This window comes from Caldimicrobium thiodismutans (genome assembly GCF_001548275.1).
Classification (GTDB): Bacteria; Desulfobacterota; Thermodesulfobacteria; order Thermodesulfobacteriales; family Thermodesulfobacteriaceae; genus Caldimicrobium; species Caldimicrobium thiodismutans.
Map to the genome: position 1 here is coordinate 143,210 of NZ_AP014945.1, position 22,511 is coordinate 165,720.

General features: G+C 40.1%; 23 protein-coding genes. 7 read left to right on the forward strand and 16 right to left on the reverse strand.

Translation table 11 applies throughout. The features are described from left to right. The first annotated feature begins 3 nt into the window (after positions 1-3). The 3 genes from nusA to THC_RS00685 are packed head-to-tail and all read left to right on the forward strand — an operon-like array spanning position 4 to position 2,350. A complete protein-coding gene (gene nusA, locus THC_RS00675; protein WP_068511878.1) occupies positions 4-1,239 on the forward strand; it encodes a transcription termination factor NusA in 1,236 nt (411 codons plus the stop codon). Next, positions 1,239-1,466, forward strand: a complete 228-nt coding sequence (locus tag THC_RS00680; protein ID WP_068511881.1) for a YlxR family protein — start codon at positions 1,239-1,241, stop codon at positions 1,464-1,466. Before nusA ends, THC_RS00680 begins: the two co-directional genes overlap by 1 nt. Continuing rightward, the gene (locus THC_RS00685) at positions 1,463-2,350 is read left to right on the forward strand and encodes a TIGR01777 family oxidoreductase (RefSeq protein ID WP_068511883.1); all 888 of its coding nucleotides are present in this window, start codon (positions 1,463-1,465) and stop codon (positions 2,348-2,350) included. Before THC_RS00680 ends, THC_RS00685 begins: the two co-directional genes overlap by 4 nt. A 16-nt stretch (positions 2,351-2,366) precedes the next feature. Here the strand turns inward: THC_RS00685 and THC_RS00690 are convergent, their stop codons facing one another. The 3 genes from THC_RS00690 to yedF form a co-directional block, all read right to left on the reverse strand. After that, positions 2,367-2,639 carry a hypothetical protein gene (locus THC_RS00690; protein WP_068511886.1) on the reverse strand — a complete coding sequence of 91 codons (273 nt, stop codon included), beginning with the start codon at positions 2,637-2,639 and terminating at the stop codon, positions 2,367-2,369. Between the two features lie 18 nt (positions 2,640-2,657). Further along, a complete protein-coding gene (locus THC_RS00695; protein ID WP_068511888.1) occupies positions 2,658-3,239 on the reverse strand; it encodes a class I SAM-dependent methyltransferase in 582 nt (193 codons plus the stop codon). Between the two features lie 96 nt (positions 3,240-3,335). Next, positions 3,336-3,938, reverse strand: a complete 603-nt coding sequence (gene yedF, locus THC_RS00700) for a sulfurtransferase-like selenium metabolism protein YedF (protein WP_068511891.1) — start codon at positions 3,936-3,938, stop codon at positions 3,336-3,338. Positions 3,939-4,319: 381 nt separating this feature from the next. Between yedF and THC_RS00705 the strand changes: the two genes are divergently transcribed. From THC_RS00705 to groL, 3 genes are all read left to right on the forward strand, one after another. Beyond that, positions 4,320-5,873 (forward strand): bifunctional aminoglycoside phosphotransferase/ATP-binding protein, encoded by a 1,554-nt coding sequence (locus tag THC_RS00705; RefSeq protein WP_068511893.1) that lies wholly within the window; start codon positions 4,320-4,322, stop codon positions 5,871-5,873. A 273-nt stretch (positions 5,874-6,146) separates the two neighbouring features. Next, positions 6,147-6,437: a co-chaperone GroES gene (groES, locus tag THC_RS00710; protein WP_068511896.1), complete on the forward strand. Its 291-nt coding sequence runs from the start codon at positions 6,147-6,149 to the stop codon at positions 6,435-6,437. 37 nt (positions 6,438-6,474) lie between these two features. Next, positions 6,475-8,094 carry a chaperonin GroEL gene (gene groL, locus THC_RS00715; protein WP_068511899.1) on the forward strand — a complete coding sequence of 540 codons (1,620 nt, stop codon included), beginning with the start codon at positions 6,475-6,477 and terminating at the stop codon, positions 8,092-8,094. Positions 8,095-8,139: 45 nt separating this feature from the next. Here groL and THC_RS00720 read toward each other — a convergent pair whose 3' ends face one another. Further along, the gene (locus THC_RS00720) at positions 8,140-8,346 is read right to left on the reverse strand and encodes a rubredoxin (protein WP_068511901.1); all 207 of its coding nucleotides are present in this window, start codon (positions 8,344-8,346) and stop codon (positions 8,140-8,142) included. 334 nt (positions 8,347-8,680) lie between these two features. On the opposite strand from THC_RS00720, the gene mnmA reads away from it, so the two are divergent. Continuing rightward, positions 8,681-9,706: a tRNA 2-thiouridine(34) synthase MnmA gene (gene mnmA / locus THC_RS00725; protein ID WP_068511904.1), complete on the forward strand. Its 1,026-nt coding sequence runs from the start codon at positions 8,681-8,683 to the stop codon at positions 9,704-9,706. Here the strand turns inward: mnmA and flgL are convergent. From flgL to THC_RS00785, 12 genes are all read right to left on the reverse strand, one after another. After that, a complete protein-coding gene (flgL, locus tag THC_RS00730) occupies positions 9,703-10,644 on the reverse strand; it encodes a flagellar hook-associated protein FlgL (RefSeq protein WP_068511906.1) in 942 nt (313 codons plus the stop codon). The genes mnmA and flgL overlap by 4 nt on opposite strands. Before the next feature lie 22 nt (positions 10,645-10,666). After that, complete coding sequence (flgK, locus tag THC_RS00735) at positions 10,667-14,554, reverse strand: flagellar hook-associated protein FlgK (RefSeq protein WP_068511911.1); 3,888 nt, start codon at positions 14,552-14,554, stop codon at positions 10,667-10,669. Positions 14,555-14,560: 6 nt separating this feature from the next. After that, entirely contained in the window at positions 14,561-14,890 is a 330-nt protein-coding gene (locus THC_RS00740) for a hypothetical protein (RefSeq protein ID WP_068511914.1), read from the reverse strand. A gap of 3 nt (positions 14,891-14,893) precedes the next feature. Next, positions 14,894-15,229, reverse strand: a complete 336-nt coding sequence (locus tag THC_RS00745; RefSeq protein ID WP_068511917.1) for a rod-binding protein — start codon at positions 15,227-15,229, stop codon at positions 14,894-14,896. Between the two features lie 12 nt (positions 15,230-15,241). Beyond that, complete coding sequence (locus THC_RS00750; RefSeq protein ID WP_068511920.1) at positions 15,242-16,342, reverse strand: flagellar basal body P-ring protein FlgI; 1,101 nt, start codon at positions 16,340-16,342, stop codon at positions 15,242-15,244. Between the two features lie 11 nt (positions 16,343-16,353). Then, complete coding sequence (locus THC_RS00755; protein WP_068511923.1) at positions 16,354-17,067, reverse strand: flagellar basal body L-ring protein FlgH; 714 nt, start codon at positions 17,065-17,067, stop codon at positions 16,354-16,356. Continuing rightward, positions 17,067-17,768 carry a flagellar basal body P-ring formation chaperone FlgA gene (gene flgA / locus THC_RS00760; protein WP_068511925.1) on the reverse strand — a complete coding sequence of 234 codons (702 nt, stop codon included), beginning with the start codon at positions 17,766-17,768 and terminating at the stop codon, positions 17,067-17,069. The genes THC_RS00755 and flgA overlap by 1 nt, the downstream gene beginning before the upstream one ends. Before the next feature lie 3 nt (positions 17,769-17,771). After that, positions 17,772-18,554: a flagellar basal-body rod protein FlgG gene (flgG, locus tag THC_RS00765; protein WP_068511928.1), complete on the reverse strand. Its 783-nt coding sequence runs from the start codon at positions 18,552-18,554 to the stop codon at positions 17,772-17,774. Between the two features lie 4 nt (positions 18,555-18,558). Further along, positions 18,559-19,323 carry a flagellar hook-basal body protein gene (locus tag THC_RS00770; RefSeq protein ID WP_231938356.1) on the reverse strand — a complete coding sequence of 255 codons (765 nt, stop codon included), beginning with the start codon at positions 19,321-19,323 and terminating at the stop codon, positions 18,559-18,561. Positions 19,324-19,467: 144 nt separating this feature from the next. After that, the gene (waaF, locus tag THC_RS00775; protein ID WP_068511933.1) at positions 19,468-20,481 is read right to left on the reverse strand and encodes a lipopolysaccharide heptosyltransferase II; all 1,014 of its coding nucleotides are present in this window, start codon (positions 20,479-20,481) and stop codon (positions 19,468-19,470) included. Between the two features lie 2 nt (positions 20,482-20,483). Then, complete coding sequence (locus THC_RS00780; protein ID WP_068511936.1) at positions 20,484-21,044, reverse strand: D-glycero-alpha-D-manno-heptose-1,7-bisphosphate 7-phosphatase; 561 nt, start codon at positions 21,042-21,044, stop codon at positions 20,484-20,486. Positions 21,045-21,049: 5 nt separating this feature from the next. Then, on the reverse strand, positions 21,050-22,510 hold the full coding sequence (locus tag THC_RS00785) for an Rne/Rng family ribonuclease (protein ID WP_068511939.1): 1,461 nt from the start codon (positions 22,508-22,510) through the stop codon (positions 21,050-21,052). Between the last annotated feature and the right edge of the window lies 1 nt (position 22,511).

The window sequence follows — 22,511 nt, forward strand, 5'->3', positions numbered from 1 at the left end:
TAAATGCAAGTATCAAAAGAGATGAAAAAGATTGTTGAGGCCTTAAGTAAGGAAAAAGGCTTATCTAAGGAAATTGTAGTTGAGGCCCTTGTGGAGGGGTTAAAAACTGCTGCTAAAAAGAAATATGGCTCAGGAGCTAAAATTGAGGTTAAATACGATGATGAAACCGGAGAAATTGAGATTTATCGTTTTCGGGAGGTTGTGGATAAAGTAGCGGATCCCAACCGTGAGATAGCCTTTGATTCTGCACAAAAGCTTTCACCCAATGTGAGCATAGGAGATATGCTTGGTGAAAAGATTAACCTTCAGGACCTTGGGCGAATTGCAGCTCAAATTGTAAAACAGCTCTTTTCTCAACGCCTGCGCTTGGCTGAAAAACAGATAATCTATGATGAATACAAGCATCGCCTTGGAGAAATAGTGACAGGTTATGTGCATCGTTTTATCAAACGGGATGTAGTGCTTAATCTGGGTAGAGCAGAGGCCCTGCTGCCTGAGGAAGAACAAATACCTACGGAGAGGTATCATCGTGGAGATAGAGTTAAGGCCATAGTAATTGAGGTTTATCGCCAGAAGGAGCCTCAGATCGTAGTTTCAAGGTCTCATCCAGCCTTTGTTAAGAAACTCTTTGAAAAAGAAGTACCTGAAATTCAAGAAGGTTTAGTTAAAATTATAGCTATTGCAAGAGAGCCAGGCTCAAGAACAAAGATTGCCGTTGCCTCTACAGACCCTAATGTGGATCCTGTGGGAGCCTGTGTGGGGGTTAGAGGCTCAAGGATTTCTGCAGTGCTTCAGGAAATCAAAGGTGAAAAAATAGATGTGGTTCTTTATGAAAAGGATCCAGCTAAGTTTGTCTATAATGCTTTATCACCCGCCGAGTGCAGTAAGGTTATCGTGGATGAAGCAACTAAGACCCTTGAGGTTATAGTGCCTGATGATCAACTCTCCCTGGCAATCGGAAGAAAAGGAGAGAATGTAAGACTGGCTTCAAAGCTTATAGGCTGGAGAATAGATATTTTAAGTGAAACTCAATACATGAGAAGACAGGATCCTGAATTTTTGAAACTTCTTAAAGTGACAGGTCTTTCTGATGAGATTGCAGGACATCTCTATGAGGCTGATATCAGAGATTTAAAAACTCTTCTTGAAACTCCGCCCGAGCGAATTTCTCAACTTACCAGATTTTCGGAAGACCAGGTTAAAGAAATCCTTGAAAAGGCAAAAAGCGCCCTAAAATAGTGCCTCGGAAGGGACATGTTCCAGAAAGAACCTGTGTGGCCTGTAGAATAAAGGTTCCTAAAGGAGAGCTTATAAGATTTGTCGCCAGTAAGGGAGAAATCCTTCTTGATGAAAAGGGAATCTTACCAGGAAGAGGGGCCTATCTTTGCAAGAATTGTTTTCTTAAAAAGGATCAGCCAAAGATTCTTAAAAAACTTAAAAAGGCCTTGAGGATGGCTGAAAAATGAAAGTCTTTATTCTTGGAGGAACTGGATTTATTGGTAGTTATCTTACCGAATATTATCTCAATAAAGGTGCAAGGGTTTTCCTTTTAGTAAGAAATCCTCAAAGGGTTAAAACTATAAAACCAGGAGTTGAGGTCGTTTTTGGAGAGGCTTTAAAAGGAGGAGACTGGCAAAGGCTTATACCTGAAATGGATTATGTAATCAATCTTGTAGGAGAGACTATTTTTAAACGCTGGACTCCTGAATATAAAAAACTTATCTGGGATTCAAGAATACTTTCCACAAGAAGGGTAGTTGAAGTCCTAACCGAAAGAAATATTCTTTTTAATGCCAGTGCAGTTGGTTATTATGGAGATGGAGGGGAAAGGGAGCTAACAGAAGAGAGTCCTCCTGGTAAGATGTATGTATCAGAGCTTTGCAAGGCCTGGGAAGAAGAGGCTTTGAAAGGAGAATCCACTGGAGCAAGAATTATTGTGGGTAGATTTGGGATTGTCCTTGGAAAGGGTGGAGGGATGCTTTCTGTGATCCTTCCCTTTTTTAAACTTGGCCTTGGAGGAAGGCTTGGTTCAGGAAAGCAGTGGTTTCCCTGGATTCATGTGGAAGATTTAGTAAGAGCCATTGACTTTCTTTATGAAAAAGAGGTTAGTGGAATTTTTAATGTCACTTCTCCTGAACCTGTGCAAAATAAAGAAATGACAAAGATTATAGGGAAGGTTTTACGGAGACCCACTCTCTTTCCAGTACCCAAATTTGCCCTAAGGCTTCTTTATGGAGAACTTGCCGATGTAATTATGGCAAGTGCAAGGGTGATTCCAAAAAGACTCCTTGAAAGGGGTTTTACTTTCAAATATCCCTCCTTTGAATCTGCCTTTAGGGCCTCAATGTAAGCCAATTAGAGGGAAACTAAAGTTCTTCTTCAGGTTCCTCAGCTTCCTCCTCATATACATACACTGGTTCTTCTGTAACTTTTTCTTCCTTTGGGAGGATGGTGTGAGGGACACGAATGATTTCTCTCAGTTGATCTAATTCTAAATTAAGGTCAGGATCCTCTTTACAAATCGAGCATTGTTTAATATGTCTATCCACAAGCTCCATCATTTTAATGGGAGATAAAGTGAAGCTTCTTACCTGTTGATACCAGTCTCGCAAAAGGGTCTTAAGCCTTGGGCATTGCATTTTTTGGTGCGCCTCCTCCTATACTTTTTCGGCTAAAAATATCCAAACATAAGGTTCTTTGGCAATTTTTTGTTTTATCTTAAAGGAACTTTCTTTTAAGAGGTTTATGATCTCCTCTTTTTCAAAGACCTCCTCTGGTGGTGGCCCCATATCTCTTTCTCTTTTGTCCCAGTCAATTAGGAGTAATTTGCCCTTTTTCTTTAAGAGGTGATGCAAATCTTTTAAGGTCTGATGCGGTTCATTGAGTTCGTGAAAAGTGAAGGCAAGATAAATGAAATCAAAAAAGGCTGGGCTAAAAGGAAGGGGCTCAAATTCATCTATCTTCAAAAATTTTACTTTTTTCATGAGGGGAGAATCTTTGTATTTTTCTTGGGCATATCTTAAGAGCTCTTCCTGAATATCAATAGCATAAATTGTGCCAGAGGGGCTTAAAAGAGATACCAGATAGGGTAAATAAAAACCTGTGCCAACTCCAAAGTCAAGAATACTCTCAAAATGGCTAAGATTCAAATCTTTGAATAGAGCTTCTGGATCAAAGATTTTAAGCCTTTCAGGACTTTCCAATTTTTCCAGCTTTCTGGGATCAAATTTATGGGCCATTGCAAAAAGTTCTTTTATTTTAATGGAATTTTCAAAAAAATCAAAAAGATAAAGACTTTTGGGGAGGATGGGTTAAGAATTATAACTGATAAAATCTTATCTTATGTATAGAGTTCTCTTAAAGTTGAAAAGGGCTTCAAGATAGGTGTCAGTTCCACCTCTTAACCCCACTTTTAAATCCTTTTCAAGATTACAATATTTAAGACAGGTTCCGCAGGAAAAGATCTCAACTCCTCTTTTTTCAAGTTCTTTGAGAAGAGGGATAAAGGTCTCATCAAGAGTGGTAAGTTTTACCCCTGTGTTCATAAAAAAGATCCTGTCAGGAAGGAGATTCTGAGCAAGCATGGTCTCAAAAAAGCCTTTAAGAAGAATTTTTCCTAATTCTCTATCTTCCCCCATGTGATCAGATGCAACAATTACAAGAAGATTTTTCTCCCCTTCTCTGGGGCAGGAGATTACATATTCTTCTGAGGAAATTCCTTCTCCCTTTTCAATGAGAAGATGAAATTCTTCCCCTTTTTTTTCTGTGGAGAGAAGTTTATGCCCCTGAGCAGAGAGAAATTTTTGGATATTTTGAAGGGAGACCTCACTATCAATTAAAACCCTTATTTTTTCACCTACCTGGATTTCATCTAAAGCCTCTTTAGTTTTGATCACTGGTTGAGGACAAGGTAGCCCCCTTGCATCAACCTCTTTCATAGGAAAAGCCTCCTGCAATTTTTGTTATCATTAAAAAATACACTATAGTAGAAGTAAAAACAAATAAAAAATTTCAATTTTTAATTTAAAATTAATTGAAAAATCTAATCAAAATATAAGGAGAGAACCTTAGGTCTGCATAAGTTTATACCTTACAGGAAAAAAGGTGGTAAAAGGTAAAAAGGTAAGAGGTGAGAGGTGAAAGGTAGAAATAATGTCAAATAACATATGTTTCATCAATTTAGGGGAAGATCTATCGTTTAATGTTTAGGATAAAAGAATAACCCAGTTTATTTGCTAAAAAGGGGAGATAAGAGTCTCAAAAGATATGGACGCATACACAGGTCTTGCAAGATTTTAAAATCCTTTTAAGATTTAGCTATGGAAAATACCATTCCCTGGGCAGAGGTCTTAACATTTAGCAATCTTCCCTTTGACACAAAAACATTTCAGATTCTGCAGACCCATATCTCCTATGTGATTATTACTGATTCTATAGTTTATAAAATCAAAAAGCCCGTAAATTTTGGATTTCTTGACTTTACCACCCTTGAAAAAAGAAAGTTTTATTGTGAAAGGGAAGTAGAGCTTAACCGCAGGCTTTGTGGAGATCTTTATATAGGGGTGGTTCCTATTGTTAAAACAGAGAAAGGTTATCAGATTGAGGGAGAGGGTGAGCCAGTTGAATATGCCGTTAAGATGGGAAGGCTTCCTGAAGAGGGGATGATGAAAGGGCTCTTAAGGGAGGGGCTCTTAACTAAGGCTCATCTTGATCTCATTGTGGATACCCTGGTTCCCTTCTATAAAAGTGCAGAAACTGGAGAGAAGGTGAATTACTTTGGAAGTCTTGAGGTGATCTCCTTTAATACTGAGGAAAATTTTGAGCAAACTAAAGGTTTTGTAGGTAAAGCCTTAACCAAAAGAAAATATGAACACATTGTTAATTATACCAGAAATTTTATTAAGGAGAGGGCTTCAATTTTTCAAAAAAGAATAAAAGAGGGTTATATTCGAGATGGTCATGGTGATCTCTATTCTGCCAATATTTGCTTTGATGACTTAAAAAGGGTTTATATCTTTGATTGTATTGAATTTAATGATCGCTTTAGATGTGGAGATGTGGCTCAGGATCTTGCCTTTCTTGCCATGGATCTTGACTTTTATCGTCTTAAAGAATTTTCTGATTATTTTATAGAGGAGTATGTGAAGAAGAGTGGAGACAAAGGGCTTTATGAGGTGCTTGATTTTTACAAGTGTTACAGGGCTTATGTGAGGGGGAAAATAGGTTGTTTTACCTCTGAAGATGAGAGGGTTCCAGAGGAAGAGAGGATTAAAGCCCTTGAATCAGCTCAGAAATATTTTGATCTTGCCTTTTCCTATGCAGGGGGGAAACCAAAGGTAGCTGTTTTTATGGGGCTTTCAGGAACAGGGAAGACCTTTTTGGCTAAAGAAATTCAAGCAAGGTATCCAGTCGCCTATCTTTCATCGGATATTGAAAGAAAAAGACTTTTGAGTTTAAGCCCTGAGGAGCACTATTTTGCTGAGTTTGAAAGGGGAATTTACTCCCCTGAGATGACAGAAAAAACCTATGCTCAGTTGATAGAAAAGGCTATAGAGGAGACTTCCTTTGGAAGGGATGTTGTTATTGATGCTACTTTCAGAGAGAAAAGATTTAGGGATAATCTTAAGAAGGCTTTAGAAGGAATTGGTATTGAGCCCCTTTGGGTCTTATGCACCGCTACGGATGAGGTAGTAAAGGAGCGTATAGAAAAAAGGCTTAAGGAGAAAACTGCATCAGATGCCCTCTTTGAGACCTATCTTAAGCAAAAGGAAAGATTTGAGCCCCCACAGTCAGAAGATAATTTATTAATTCTGGATACTTCCCAGGAACTCTCCAAAGTTCTCGGTTATCTTGAAGAATTTTTAGATTTTTAGATTTTTCCACCTCCATACTGAGAATTTATAATACAACCAATCAGTTTTAAGGGAGGATTTCAACCTGGGGCAGACTGGTCTACCCCTGCTTTAATGTTGAATCTGCCTTGATTTCAAAAAGATAGCCTATGGGAAATTTAAAAAGCAGATTTATCTGCTAAAATCAGCAGATTTAAATCTCAAAAGATATATACGCATACCCCCTTGTCTTTTAAAAAGGAATGATTATTTTTTGGTTAACCAAAAATCAATATTGAGGAGGGAGGTGGATCTATGAAGATCAAACCACTTTATGATCGTATTCTTGTTCAACGCATTGAGGAGGAACAAAGAACTGAATCAGGTATCATCATCCCTGACACCGCTAAAGAAAAGCCCATTATGGGTAAAGTTATTGCGGTGGGCGAGGGCAGGCTTCTTGAAAATGGTCAAAAACAATCTCTTATTGTCAAAGAAGGGGACAAGATCCTTTTCAGCAAATATGCAGGCACTGAAATAAAAATCAAAGGCGAAGAATATCTCATCATGAGAGAAGATGATGTTTTAGCTATCATAGAAGGCTAATTAACCTAAAAAATCTATATAAGGAGGAGGTGGATTTATGGCAGCTAAGGACATTATTTACGGAGCCAATACCAGAGATAAAATTCTGGCTGGCGTTAACAAACTTGCCAATGCAGTAAAGGTTACCCTTGGGCCCAAGGGAAGAAATGTCATCCTTGAAAGATCTTTTGGTTCACCTCTTATTACCAAAGATGGTGTAACTGTTGCCAAAGAAATTGAGCTCGAGGATAAATTTGAAAATATGGGAGCCCAGATGGTAAGAGAGGTGGCTTCCAAGACAAGTGATGTTGCTGGAGACGGAACTACTACTGCTACTGTTCTTGCTCAAGCAATTTTCCAGGAAGGAGTTAAACTTGTAGCTGCTGGAATTAATCCCATGGCTATTAAAAGAGGTATTGATAAGGCGGTAGAGGAAGTGGTTAAGGAACTTGAAAAACTTTCCCAGCCTTGCAGAACCCGTCAGGAAATTGCACAAGTTGCAACCATTTCAGCTAATAATGATGATACCATTGGAAATCTCATTGCTGATGCCATGGATAAGGTTGGAAAAGAAGGGGTTATCACTGTAGAAGAATCCAAAGGTCTTGAGACCTATTTAGATGTGGTTGAGGGAATGCAGTTTGATAGAGGTTATATTTCTCCTTATTTTGTAACTGATGCAGATAAAATGGAGTGCGTCCTTGAGGATCCTTATATCCTTGTCTATGATAAAAAGATTAGTTCTATGAAGGATTTACTTCCAGTGCTTGAGCAGGTAGCTCGTTCAGGAAAACCTATTCTCATTATTGCTGAAGATGTGGAAGGTGAGGCCCTGGCAACCCTGGTTGTTAACCGTTTGAGAGGAGTGCTCCAGTGCTGTGCAGTTAAGGCTCCTGGGTTTGGTGAGAGAAGAAAGGCTATGTTACAGGACATTGCCATTCTTACTGGCGGAACTTTCATATCTGAAGAGCTTGGAATGAAGCTTGAAAATGCCCAGCTTAAAGACCTTGGAAGGGCAAGAAGAGTTGTTATAGCCAAGGAGACCACCACAATTATTGATGGCGCTGGAAAGAAAGAAGACATTGAGGCCAGAATTAAACAGATCCGTGCCCAGATTGAGGAGACCACCTCTGATTACGATCGTGAGAAACTTCAGGAAAGATTGGCTAAGCTTGTGGGAGGAGTTGCAGTAATTTATGTTGGAGCTGCTACTGAGACTGAAATGAAAGAGAAGAAGGCCCGTGTGGAGGATGCCCTCAATGCTACCAAGGCAGCTGTTGAAGAGGGTATTGTTCCCGGTGGTGGAACCGCTTATATCAGATGCCTACCTGTTCTTGACAATTTAAAGGTTGATGGGGAGGAGCAGCATGGTATTGAAATAATCAAAAAGGCCCTCGAGGCACCTTTGCGCCAGATTGCTGGTAATGCTGGATATGAGGGCTCTATTATTGTAGAAAAAGTTAAGGCTGAAAAAGGTCCCGTTGGTTTTGACGCGGCTAATGGTGAGATCAAAGATCTTGTAGCCGCTGGAATTATAGATCCCAAGAAGGTATCTCGCTGCGCCCTTCAGAATGCTGCTTCTATCTCAGGACTTCTTCTTACTACCGAGTGCATGGTAGCTGAAAAACCCAAGAAGGAAGAAAAAATGCCTCCTATGCCAGGAGGTGGCGAATTTTAAGGAGGTAACCCCTCTTAACTTAAGGGGGCTCTTAAGCCCCCTTTTTTATTTTTCCTGTTCCCCTTCAACTTCACTCATGGGTTTAAAAGCCTTTTTGGAAGCTCCACAGACAGGACATCTCCATTCCTCAGGTAAATCCTCAAAGCGAGTTCCAGCAGGTATCTTCCCTTTACGATCACCCTTGGCTGGATTATAAATGTATCCGCAATTAGTAGTTGAGCAGATCCAGGATCCCTCAAATTGATTTGCCATAATTACCTCCTTTTTTAAATTTTTTCTTTTTTTAAAAGTAATTCAAAAACATAACCTTATAATGTTTTGTGAAAATTTTCTTTTTTAAAGTTTTTTTGTATAAGTTTTCCATAAGTTCACATCCTTACAAGAAAAATGAAGGGTGGAAAAAGGTGAGAGGATATGGACGCATACAATTTTTTGCTTTTCTTTAAAGCAGAGGTATAATAAAAATAAGGCTCTAATTTATTTTTTGAGTTTGAGTTTTTATTATAATTGTGAAAAATTTGTCTTATTAAGATGTTTTTAATTTTGCATAAGTAAACGGGCAAAACTGCGCAGTTTTTGAGTAAAAATGAAGGTTGCAGTGGCTATGAGTGGGGGGGTAGATAGTTCGGTATCTGCCCTTCTTTTGAAGAAAAGGGGATTTGAGGTTATAGGAATTAGTTTTCTTCTCTTTGATAATCAAGAAAAGTCCCTTGAAGAGGCAATGAAAGTAGCAGAAGCTCTTGAGATTCCTCATTATTTCTTTGATTTGAGGGAGGTTTTCAAAAGGGAAATTATTGAGTCCTTTATAAATGAGTATTCCCTCGGGAGAACTCCTAACCCCTGTGCCCTATGTAATAGAAAGATAAAATTTGGATTGGTTTTAGAACTTGTTAAAAGGGATTTAGGAGTTGATTTTTATGCTACAGGTCATTATGTTGAAAAGGGGTTTTACAAAAGTTATCCCCTTTTAAAAATTTCACGGAATCGTAAAAAAGACCAGTCCTATTTCCTTTCTCTTATTCCAGGGGAGCGAATTCCTGAGCTTCTTTTTCCTGTGGGGGAGTTTGAAAGTAAGGATGAGGTCCGCAACCTTGCTGAAAGGGAAGGACTTAAATTCTGGAAAAAAGAAGAGTCTCAGGAGGTCTGTTTTTTTATGGGAAAAAGTCTTGTGGAGTATTTGGAAGAACATCTTGGTGAAAGGGAAGGGGAGATAATTTATCAAGGAAGAGTGGTTGGTAAACATAAGGGGATTCATTTTTATACCATTGGTCAGAGAAGGGGTTTTAATCTTCCTTTCGGGAAGCCTCTATATGTGGTAAAAATTGAGGCTAAAACCAATAGGATCCATCTTGGAGAGGAAAGGGAACTTGAAAGGGAGGAGTTTTATCTTGAGGATATAAATTTTCAGCTTCCGCTGGAATACTGGGAAAGCCCAAGAGCTCAAATTAGATATCGCACGGAGAAAGTGCCTGTTAAGGAAATAAAGAGAGAGGGCGAGTTCTGGAAAATAATTCTTAAAAAACCAGTAAAAAGGGTAACTCCAGGGCAGGTTTGCGCCTTTTATGAGGGAGAGTTTTTGCTTGGGGGAGGGGTTATTGCAAAAACTGATTAAATATATTTGGCAAGGCTCATATCCGAGAAAAGGGCTACTGCCCTTAAGGCTGCATCATAGGCTATACTCAGGCTTTGTAAGCGTGAGGCAAGTTTAGCAAGATCAGCACTTTCAACCTCTCCAAGATTGCTCTCAAGGGTCTGTTTGAAATCCATATAGAGATTCTTTTTGGTCTCAAAATGAGCCATTTGAGCCCCAATCTTTCCTCTTTTTTCAGCAAAGTGATTATAAATCCTATCAAGTTTTCCTATTGCCTCTTGGATATTATACTGTTCCTTCTTGTAATCAATTTGATTATCTGCAAGAAGGGTTCTTTTTAAAGATAAAAGGGTTTCAAATACCCCTGAGTCCATAAAGATTTTTTGTCCATTTTCTCCAAGGGTCATTTTCATATCCTTATCATAGCCCATTTCAAAATCCTCAGTTGAGCCCTGATAGATAACTCTTTCAATGATCTGTCCATCTGGCAGGGTTTCTTTAACCAGTTTAAAGGGTGCTTCTCCTGGGGGAAAGCCTGTAGTTTTTTGCCCTGCAAAGAGATATTTTTCGCCAATTTGGGAATTAGCAAGGGCAAGAAGACTATGCACAATTTTATCTATTTCTTCAGCTGTGGCTTTCCTTGCGTTGAGATCCTGAGTGGCATTTACTCCCTGAAGGGCAAGAACCTTAGCTCTGGCAACAAGGTCTTCCACACTGGAAAGGGTTGCCTCCTGAGCCTTAAGAAAGGCATAGCCCTCCTCAATGGCTCTCATATAACGCTCAATGCGGGAGATTCCCTGTTTATAGTTAAGAGAAATAACTGAGGCTGGAGGATCATCTGAAGGTCTCAGGAAATTCTTACCTGAGGAGATTTTTAGCTGATTGAGGGTAATCTCAGAGGAAAGCCTTTCAAGGTCAGAAAGAACCGCTCCAAATTTGGTATTCATACCAATTCTCATGGTATCAAATCACCCCCCTTCTTTAGCGTTTGGCACTAATTAGAGCATCAAACATGTCTTCCACAGTGGAAAGAATTTTGGCAGTTGCGGTAAAGGCCTGCTGATATTTGATAAGATTTGCCATCTCCTCATCAAGAGAAACCCCGGAAATAGAATCCTTTAAAGTATTAAGCTGTCTTAAGAGGTCATCAAGAAAGCTTTTGTTTTCTTTTACAGCCTTGGTAGTTGTGCCAATTTCACCTACCATGCTGGCATAGTAATTTTCAAGGTTTGAAAGATTTAGTGCCTTGCGGGTATCTGTGGCTGAGTCTGCAATAGCCTGAGCAATACGATTATCACCTCTTTTGAGCTCATAGGGGTTAAGATTGTGAATAAGGCCCTCACCCCTTGTGTCCTTCTGTGAAACCTTGGAAAGTATAAAAGTAGTAAAATCATTACCATCAGTTGGTGGTGTAGTGGTCTCAATTTTAAAGCCTAAAACTTTTTTAGGTGGAGTTCCGTAAGTAAAATTCTTGAGCTTGATATAGATTTTGCCAGAGGTATCAAGCCCAGCCTCAAAATAATTTGTTCCACCTATAAGTATGTTATTTATAGCACTAAAGATCACATTCAATGCGGAACCTATTTCTACATCTGCATATGCTCCTGAGATAGGGTTTCCTTTGTCATCAATCAGTGTAATTCTTATGGTTTGAGTTGAAAAGGAGGCTGAAGCCAGGGCTCTAAAATCGCTCAAATAATAATAGGAATTAGTCACCGGGTCATATTTGAGATTATTGAGGGTCAGGGTGTTTCCAGCAATAAGGGGTTTTGTGTCTTCAAGGATAAAGCTTTTGGTTTTATAAAGTCCTGTGGTTTCCACAATGAGTTTTCCTTCCCGATCAAGACGAGAAGATAATGCCCACTTGGCATTTTCCGGGGCATTTATAGTCTGAAGGATCTGAAAGAGGGGTTTTTCTGTGGTTAGCTCAATTCTAAAGGGATCAACCACATTAAAGGGGTCTTCCACAGTATCAATAGGATTTCCCTTTTCATCAAAAAGATAAGAAGAGATCTCACCAGCCTTAAGGCCAGAAACCCCTGAAGAGGTTCTTATAAGTCCTAAGGCTCCCTCATAAGGGCTATTTGAATCATCAGCTATCTCAATGGTAAAATAGGCTGCATTGGTAGGTGCTCCACTCTCAGAGGGATCAAGCCAGATGTAAAATTTATCCCCAAGGATTCGGGCTTTAAACCCTGGGACTCCATCAAAATTGGTTATTAAATCAGAAAGGGTGTCTTCTCCTGAGACTGAAGCTGTTCCAACTATGTCACCATTATTATCAAAAAATTTAACTGTATAAGAAGCTGATGAGGAGGGGGTAATACCTGCATTTCCCATATAAACTTTTGGCTTAATAATGGGCTCAAGGCCTGAAAGAAAGCGAAATTCAGAGGTGCCATTCCATCTAAAGGAGGGAATAAACATATTCTGGTCCCTTAGGTAGCTCAAAAGGCTATCATTTGGAGAAGAGGGGTCAGCTCCAGATACAAGGCTTTCTCCCAGTTCAAAGCCATAGACCTTGGTCTGATTAGGTTCAAGCCTAAAAACTCCATGCCCGAATTCATCTCTATAAGCCCTTAAAAAGGGAAGCCTGTTTAGTTTATTTAGAATTTCCTGAAGGGTATCTGGATCCGTTGATCCTGTGGGATTTATGCTAACTGCAAAGGCTTTGATATTATTGTCCCACTTGATCAAAGGATTTATGCCTGAAGACCCTTCTGAAACTTCAAACCAGACTGATCCTGAAGGTGCATTATTTGGAACAAGTTCAAGTCTTAAGATGCCATCCTCAAGAACTGCTCTAATACCATTTGAACCATTGAAAAGGGTTGGAAGATCTGAAATCCCTGTTCCTGAGGGGATAATTAAAGGTGATCCAAGGGTATTTCCATTGGCATCTTTAAAGTAGATAGTAAGATCCCCTGTAAGAGTTGTCCCGCTAAAGGTTCCTTCATAAACTGCCTGAGGCGGATAATTATAAACCCTTCCCTTATCATCATAAGGGCGCACATAAAGGGTATTAACCTGAAAAGTCTGAGTTGGGTCAATAACATTTTTACTTCTGAAGACTCCGAAAAGGGGGAGCCCTGTTCTTAAAGCGGAGACATCCATTTTTCCTGAGGATAAAAGTTCTGGCTTTTGCACAAGAAGGGGATTTACCTGAAAGTCTGCAGGGTCTGTTCCCACAAAAAAGAGATTAATTCCTGTAGAGAGAAGGATTCCTGAGGTGTCATTGGAAAAGGCAAAGGAGATACCATCCCTTGCTTGAAAGACAAGTTTTCCCCCTCTAACTATAGCGCGAATGTCAAAATTGGTAGAAGAGGTAGCATAACCAGCATTTGATAAGGCCTGATTTATTGTAGTTGCAAGGTCATCAAGGGTTGAATCTTCATGGAGATTTAAATCTACTCTCACAGGATTGATTTTACCAGTATCCTCTTTCACCCAGAGGTAAAAGGAACCTTTTCTATTTAGCTCAAGATAATAGGGAAGTTCTTTGATATATTGATTTACTGAGTAAGCGCCTTCAAGTTCTTTGGTAAAAAATTCAAGCCCAACTCCCTGGGTATGAAGTTCATTTACTGCCTTAATAAGTTCCTCACCGAAAAGTTTTAATTTTCCTGCAAGATTTAATTCTTCAACCCTTCTTTGATAGGCAGGATCATCAAAGCGGCCAAAATTAAGGGTTGCTGGAGCTGAAGTTATGGAAAATTCAAGTTTTCCTGGACCACGAAAGGCATCTTCCACATAAAGCCTTCCATCCTTTAAATAGGCCTTTACAGTAAAACTATAGGCTCTTTCTATGGCCGTTAGAAAATCTCTTAAAGTTTCATCTCCAGTAGTTATGGTAAAGGTTCCTGAGATTTCTTTTCCAAAGTGATCCTTTCCAGTAAAGGTTATAGTTCCAGAGGTTATGCCGAGGTCTGAGAATTTATCTGTCTCCCCGAGGGATCTTCCTGCTAAATATATGGGATTTGTGCCTGAGACATATTCATAGTTAAAGCTATCGGATAGCTGTTCAAGAAGTTTCAGCCAGCCCCCGAGTTCTCCACTTGGCACCTCTTTTCCTGAAAGAGGCACCTTTTCACCATTAGATCCCACCCAGTAAACCTCTGTTCCAGAGATCTCAAGTTTCCAGTTATAACCAAGATTTACTAAATTAAACCCCTTTCCAAGGATTATGTTATAAGCCCCTTCTTTGGTTTCAAAATACTGGATACTTGCAAGTTGAGAAAGTTCTCCTACCAGGCGGTCTCTTTGATCTCTCAGGTCATTAGCCGTTTTCCCCCCTGATTCTCTGGCAATAATCTGAAGGTTGAGTTCAGCAATCTGTGAGGAGAGGCGATTGATGTTATCAACCATCTCCTTAAGTTTTAAACCAATCTGGGTTTCAAGATCTCTCATTCCCTGAAATTTGGCTTTTAAGCCTTCAGTTATGAGTTTTCCATATTCAATCACCTGGGTTCTTGCAGAGAGATTTTCAGGATAATTGGCAAGGTTTTGCCAGGCATTCCAGAATTCCCTCAAGATTTTGGAAAGCCCGCTATCCTGAGTCTCATTAAAAAGGCTTTCAAGAATATTGAGTCCTGCCTCACTTGCAGAGACAAGTCCATAATCTGTTTTTTTTAGATTTATATTTCTTTCAAGGAAGGCATCAAAATAGCGGATAATTTTTTCTATTCTTGAACCTGAACCAATTGAGCCAACAGGAGAGGGGCTTGGGGGATAGGTGGTTTCAATGGCCTTTTGTCTGGAATAGGCGGGATTATTCACATTGGCAACATTATGAGATATTACAGAGGTTGCCAGTTGAAAGTTAAGAAGGGCATTTTTGGCAATGTTTAAGGCTGAGCTCAGGCCTGCCATATCTTCTTAAGCCCTCTTAGAAATGAGAGAGGGGTTTTTGGGATTTTTTTTCTGACCATAAATCTGGGTATCCATAAGTAAAGTTGTTAATAGTCTGTAAGCTTCATGGACGAAATTTAAACCTGTTTCTATCAATCTGCGATTTTTTTCATTTTTTTCATAAATTTCTTTAACTAATTCAACTTCTTCAGGGGTAAGTTTCTTATCCTTCAAAAGCTGAAGAAGACGAATTTTATGCGTTGACCATTTAAGAATATCGTCTACAGTTCCTTTAATCAGTGCATTTTTTTCCTCCTCAAGGACTTTATTTAGTTCAATTAATTCTTTTGCTAACATAATCTACCCCTCCTTTTTAAAATTTTCGGAATTTTGAGTTTTATCTTTAAAATATGGGCTTTTAATAAGGTTTTTATAGAGATAATCTCCCAGACCTCTTGGGCGGCCTGAGACTGCCCGTCCCACCTCTTGATAGAGATAATCCTGAAAAATCTTTTTCTCAAGGCTTTCAGGAAAGAAACCACTTTTAAAGGTAGTATTATCAAGTCCTTTGAGTATTTCATACCAGAGGAGGGATTCAAACTCCCTTGTTAATTTTTTTAAAGCAAGCTTAGGGTCTTTTTGGGCTATGGCTTTAATATTTTGTAAGCTTTGAAAATTTAAGCCATAATTTTCCATTCCCTTCCCCTCTTAAATGATAATCAGATCGGCGTGCAGAGCCCCTGCAGACTTTATAGCCTGCAAGATGGCAATAAGCTCTCTTGAGGTTGCGCCAACTGCATTCAGAGCCCTTATTAATTCTCCTAAGGTAGCACTTTCTTCAAGGACAACGATCTTAGCCTTTTCCTCTCTGGCAGTCACTTCAGTTCTCGGAACAATTGCGGTTTCACCTCTCCCAAAGGGGAGGGGTTGAACCACTTCAGGGGCCTCTTTAATAGTTACACTTAGATTACCATGTGCTACTGCAACCTTTGATATTCTCACATTCTCTCCCATTATTACGGTTCCTGTCTTTTCATCAATCACCACTCTTGCAGGTAGATCAGGTCTTACCTCAAGTTTCCCAATTTCTCCCAAAAGGGCTACTACTCTTCCTCTGTATTTTTCAGGCACCTTCAATTCAATATTTTTCAGGTCGGCTGGTGTAGCAAATTTTCCCCTGAGATAGGAATTTATAGCCTCTGCAACCTCAGAGGTTGTTGAGAAGTCATCTGTTTTCAATGAGATCAAGATGGAACTCTGAGAATTAATATCTTCCATGGGGACTTCTCTTTCAACAATGGCTCCATTGGGAATTTTGCCAGCAGTTGGATGATTAACCTGAGTTTGTGCTCCGGCCCCTCCTGCTGCAAAACCTCCGATTGAGACCGGACCCTGAGCAAGGGCATAGACCCTTCCATCTGGCCCAGTTAAGGGAGTCATAAGAAGAGTCCCTCCCTGAAGATTTTTGGCATCTCCAAGGGCTGAGACCTCTACATCTATCTTTTGACCAGGTTTAGCATAAGGGGGCAGATAGGCGGTAACTAAAACAGCAGCTACATTTTTTAGCTTTACCTGTTCCTTTTGAACCCTTATGCCAAATTTTTCAAGCATATTCACCACAGACTGGACGGTAAACTTGGTTTGATCCCCATCTCCTGTGCCCTTAAGACCTACTACCAACCCATAACCCACAAGATAATTCCCTCTTACACCTTCAACATCCATAATATCCTTCAAGCGCACAGCCTGAGCCTTAAGGGTAAAAGTGAAAAAAAGAACAATTAAAAAAATCTTTTTTAAACACCGCATCTTTAAACCCCCTAAAATAACCAAAAGAGTTGAAGTAGTCTGGTTATAATGCCAGGGCCACTGGCAGCCTCGCTGTTTGGTCCTTTCCCGCTATATTCCACATAGAGGTCTGAAAGTTTAGTGGACTCAATAGAATTATCAGAACTTATGTCCTGAGGTCTTGCAATACCTGTGATGGTAATGTATTCAAGGTCTCTATTTCTTTTAATGGATCTTACCCCCTGAATAACGAGATTTCCATTGGGTAAGACCTCAACCACTCTGGCAGAAATGGTAGCAAGGATTCTACTATCCCTCTGAACCTGTCCCTGACCAGAGGTTGAAGAAGATAAACTTCCATCAACCAGATGGGCAGGATCAAAACCAGAAGGAAGCGGTAAGGTTTTTTGAAACTGGTTTTCATAACCAAAAAGTTTATTAATTCCTGCTTTTATGGAACTTGATTTGCTTGAGCCCTGTTTCACATTATTTGAGCTCTGATAGGTCTCAATAATCTTTATAGTAATGAGGTCTCCAACAAATCTTGCCCGATTATCTGCAAAGGCAAATAGAGAGGAGCTTTCTCTAAAAAGGGAGCCTTTGCTCTGATTTAGAGGCATAACTGGTTCAGGAATACTTACCTTTGGAGGCGGAGGTGGAGGAGGCGGGGTCTTTGGATCAAACTCCCAGCAGGCACTCAATCCAAATAAGAGAAGAATTCCAAAGCTTAATTTAAAAGCCTTCATCAGAAGGTCACCTCCACTTGGCCTTCACTAATTACCTTAGCCTGAATTACTCTGTTGCTACTTTTATTTCTTACCCTTATAAATTCATCAAGTCTCCCATTTTCCAGGGCAATCCCCTTGGCCTTTATTTCAAAGTTTTGTCCCTTGGCAAGAATTTCAACTTCTTGATTTCTTTTAACCAGAAGGGGCTCTCTGAGGTGAGAGGCCCTTAAGACCGTTCCTGCACTAATTCCCATTCTGAGCTCTTTACCCAGAGCTTCTTCTTTATTCAAAATTACATCATGGGGCAGGCGAGATAGTTCCCTTGCTTCAAAGGCCAAATCCTCATCTTTGAGGATACTTTTACTGGAAAGGTTATTTTTCAAAATCAAAACAGGCATCCTGACCTCAATGAACCCCCAGAGCCTGATAATTTGACTTGTCCCCCCCTTGGGATTAAAGACAAGAACTGCAGAATTAGAACCAGCCCGAGGAGTCCCTGTCCATTCCACTTTAAAAGGGGAATTTTTAGGGATCTTTATATCCCGGGGCTCAAATCTAAAGCGTTCAAGGGTAATTTCTCCTCGTAGATACTTAGCCCTGAGCTTAAACTCTTTGAGAAAGAGCTCTCTTAAATCTCCTTCTTCATAATAGGAAGAAGCCAAACTATTATTTGTAAAAAGGATTAGCCAGAAAGTTAAGAGCCAAAGGAGTTTCCTCATGGCTTACCTCTTAAGATTATTGGCCATCTCTAAGAGCTGATCTGCAGTTAAAACCCCTTTGGAATTGGACTCATAGGCCCTCTGAGTAATAATCATCTTTACCATCTCCTCAACGATATCCACATTGGACATCTCAAGATACCCTTGAGCAATGGTTCCAAAGCCATTTTGTCCGGGATTTCCCTCAATTACATCTCCAGCAGCAGGGGTTGCTCTGAAAAGATTTCTTCCCACTGCATAAAGGCCTGCTGGATTGGGGAAATCGTATATGAGGAGCTGGGCCTGAGCTAAGGTATTACCATTCTGGTCAAGGGCAGTTATTACACCATCCTGAGTCACCTCAATACGAGCGGTGCCTGTGGGCACAGCAAACTCAGGCTGAAGCCTTGCTCCATCCGGGGTAACAATATAACCATCTCTATCCAGTTTGAAATTTCCTGCCCGTGTGTAAAACTCTTCTCCTCCCATAACCACTCTAAAAAAGCCCCTTCCCTCAATGGCAAGGTCAAGCTCTTGATTGGTTAGCTGATATTCTCCCTGGGTAAAGAGCTTTGAAACCGCAACAGGTCTTACCCCAAGGCCAACCTGCATACCAACTGGCACCTGAACTCCATCTGCTGTCAGGGCTCCAGCAAGCTTTAAATTCTGATAAAAGAGGTCTTCAAATTCTACCCGGCTTTTTTTAAATCCTGGGGTATTCACATTGGAGAGATTGTTAGCAATAGTATCCAGTTGAAGCTGTTGAGCCTGCATGCCTGTTGCTGCACTCCAGAGTCCTCTGATCATCTTTTTACCTCCTTGCAGTTTCAATTAATTTCTCTGAGGCCTCATCAAGCCCTCTAATTGTTCTTTGCACTGATTCAAAGGTCCTTTGGATCTCAATTAGGTTCACCATCTCTTTAATAGGATTCACATTGGACTTTTCCACAAAGCCCTGCCTGACCTCATAATTTAGAGGCATCATTTCCTGAGCTCCCTCTGAGATATAGAGGTTTTCTCCAAGCTTTTTCAGTTTGCTGAAATCATCAAAGGTAACTACATCAAGCCTTGCAATCTCAGTTCCATCAATAGATAGAAGTCCGTCAGGAGAAACTCTTAATTTCAAATTTTCCATGGTAACAAGGCCTTCTGCAGCCATTCCAGGATCAATAATCACAGGGGCTCCATTGGCAAGAACTGGATAACCTTGTGGCGTAACAAGTCGTCTCTCTGCATCAAGGGTAAAGTTTCCAGCTCTTGTGTAAGCTATGCCTTGAGGGGTCTGCACTTTAAAAAAGCCCTCTCCCACTATGGAAAAATGTAAGGGATTGTGAGTGGGTTCAAGGAAACCCTGCTCTGAGTTCAGATAAGGCACAGTCTCTTTAAAGGCTTTCTGATATTTTGGGCCAATTTTTTTCATCAAAACCTCTCTAAAGGTAAGCCCATCCGCCTTAAACCCAGGGGTATCCACATTGGCAAGATTATTGGCAGAGGCAGTAAATTTTCTCTCAAGAAGCTGAGCTGATTCAAGAGCCTCAAGAAGTCCCACCTGGGGATTAATCCTCAGTCCCGCCATCGCCATTACCTCCTGATAAAAATATATCAAAAAGTATGCCAGAATCTGTTTCCTGGACCTGGCTTTTAAAAGGAAGTTCCAGAGGAAAATTCTTCAGACCTTAAAAAGGAGAGGAAATTTTTTCCCATGTCAAAAAATTGACCTTTAGGATAAGAGTTCTTTTAATTTTGTCCAGACTTTTTCAGGGCTGAGTCCTTGCATGCAGGTAAGGGTAAGGCATCTGCGTTTGAAACAGGGGACACAGGAGAGCTTTTCCTGTATGACAAAGGAGTTTTTACTCCAGGGACCAGTTCTCTGGGGAGAGGTTGGGCCAAAGAGGGCAAGAATAGGTCTATTTAAAAGACTGGCAAGGTGCATAGTTCCTGTATCAACAGAGACAATAAACTCGGCCCTTTTTATTAAAAAAACAACCTCTTTTAAGGAGAGTTTCCCTATTAAGGAGAAGACTCCTGAAAAGGACTTCTCCATCTCTTCAGCCCAGATTTTGATTTCCCTTTCTTTTTCACTTCCAATAAAATAGAAATCATATTTTTTCCTGAGCTCGGAGGAAAGTTCAAGGAAGGATTTCCAATGTGCAAAGGGCCAGAGTTTTGTTTCCCATCTTGCCCCGGGAATGAGAATTAAATAGGGCCTTTTAGTCTCAAGAGTAGGTTTATGCTCTACAAGAGGATGATGATAAAGGATTTCATCTTCTGGAAATGAAAAGGAGACTTCAGGTGTCAAAAAATTAACAGTATTTTTTACTAATAGGAGATAACGCTTGACAGCATGAAGCTCTGGATCAAAGGGTGGAAACTTGACATTATAAAAAAGGGGGCTTCCCTCTCTGTGATTGGAAAAACCTATTTTATATTTGGATTTAGCAAAAAAGGTAAGTATACCGCTTTTTAAAAGCCCTTGAAAATCAATAATTGCTGTGTATTGGGTTTTTCGAAGATTTCGTATGAAGGAAAAAAACTTGCCTGGGTTTTTAAAGAAGACCTTTTTAAAAAAGAAGACCCTTCTTAAATAGGGATGGTCAAGGAGAAGTTCTCCATTTCTCTCCTCTACTATCCAGTCAATTTCTGCCTCTGGGTAGACCCTTTTAAGTAGATTAAGGGCAGGTAAGGTCTGAATAACATCTCCAAGGGCTGAGAGTTTTACAATGAGGAATTGCAATTCTAAATCTGACTATCCTTCAGAATAAATTCTGCAGCTTCCACAAGGTTTTGGGCAATAAAATAAGGCCTAAAGTCCTTCTTAGGAAGAAGATATTGAGCCTCTCCCCTTCCATAGCCTGTAAGGACAAGAATACCCTTTAAGCCTGCTCTTAAGGCAAGTTCCACATCAATAAGTCTATCCCCGATTACATAAGATTTTTCTCGCAGGATAGGATATTTAGCAAAGGCCTTTTCAAGAAGACCTGTATTGGGTTTTCTGCAGGAACATTTTTCCTCTGGGTGATGAAGGCAGACAAAAAATTCCTCTACATTTACACCTGAACGCTGAAGTCTTTTCTGGATCTCGTCATGAATCCTATCCACAAGCTCAGCAGGAAAATATCCTCTGGCAGGACCACTCTGATTGGTGACAACAAAAAGTTTAAACCCTGCTGACTGCAAAAGCTTTAAGGCCTGAGGAACCCCTTTTAAGATTCTAAGCCTGCTTAAGTGATTAAGATACCCTACCTCTTCATTAATAGTTCCATCTCGGTCAAGAAAGATAGCTGGATATTTTGTCAATTTCCTTAGCTCCCTTGAATATTAAACTTATACTCCCAGGGCCATAAGTCTCGATTAGATTTTATAATAGATTTAAAATTAAATCTCTTTTCAAGCTCTTCAAGATGGAAGATCTCTTCTCCAATTATTTCTGTAAGGTTTGGATGAACCTCAATCACAAGGGTTTTATTTTTTAGATGAATCCCCATCTTTAAAATTCGTCTTAAGAGGTCGTAATAAATGGTGCGTCTGCTTTTGATTCTTCCCTCTCCTGCGCAGAGGGGACAGGTTTCATAAAAGACCTCGTAAAGAGAGTCTCTTCGGCGTTCTCTGGTCATCTGAAGAAGCCCAAAGTCTGATATGGGAAGAAAGCTGTGTTTGGCCTTATCCTTTTTAAGGGCATTCTTGAGGGTCTCAAGAACTAATTCCTGATGATCAGGATTGTCCATATCAATAAAGTCAATAACTATCAGGCCTCCGATGTTTCTCAATCTAAGCTGGCTGGCAATCTCCTGAGCTGCTTCTAAATTTGTCTTTAAAATAGTCTCCTCAAGTTCAGATTCCCCCACAAATCTTCCAGTATTTACATCAATGGCGGTGAAGGCCTCGCAGGGCTCTATCACAATAAATCCCCCTGATTTTAGCCAGACCTTTCTTGCAAGAAGCTTTTTAACATCTGTCTGAAAACCATAAGTATAAAAGAGATCTTCATTACCCTCAAAAAGTTCAAGCCTTGAAAGAAAATCTGGAAAATATCTTTCCAGAAAGTCCCGTAGTTTCTGATAAAACTCCAGATCATCCACCAGAATAGTTGAGATCTCTTTAGTAAAAAGATCCCGGATGGAACGAAAGGCAATATTGAGTTCCTCATAGAGTAAAGCAGGGGCTTTAACTTTCATGGCCCTTTCTTTTATATCTTCCCAGAGGCAGAGCAAAAACTCAATCTCTCTTTTTAAGGAGTTTTCATCCGCTTCAACAGCTGCAGTGCGTATGATCCACCCTGTGTGGGGAGGTCGTAATCTTTCAACCATCTCCCTGAGATTGCGTCTTAAAACTTCTTCTTTAATCTTTCTTGAGATACCTATATGATGAAAATAGGGAAGATAGACAAGATAGTGGCCAGGAAGAGTGAGATTTGTAGAAATTCTTGCCCCTTTATGTCCAAGGGGCTCTTTAATGACTTGAACAAGGATCTCTTTGCCTTCCTTAAGGATTTCCTGGGGACTAATAGGGGTTACTTCCCGATCCCATTCAATATCCTCAGGGGGGATTAAGTCATCTCCGAAGAGAAAGGCTGTTCTCTCAAGCCCAAGATCAACAAAGGCAGAATTTATCCCCGGGACAACTCTTACAATCTTACCTTTATAAATATTGCCTACAAGCCCTTTTTCAGATGGTCGTTCCACATAGTATTCAACTAAGGACTGATCTTCAATCAGCCCAACCCGGATTTCAAAGGGGGTATAACTTATGAGAAGTTTTCCCATT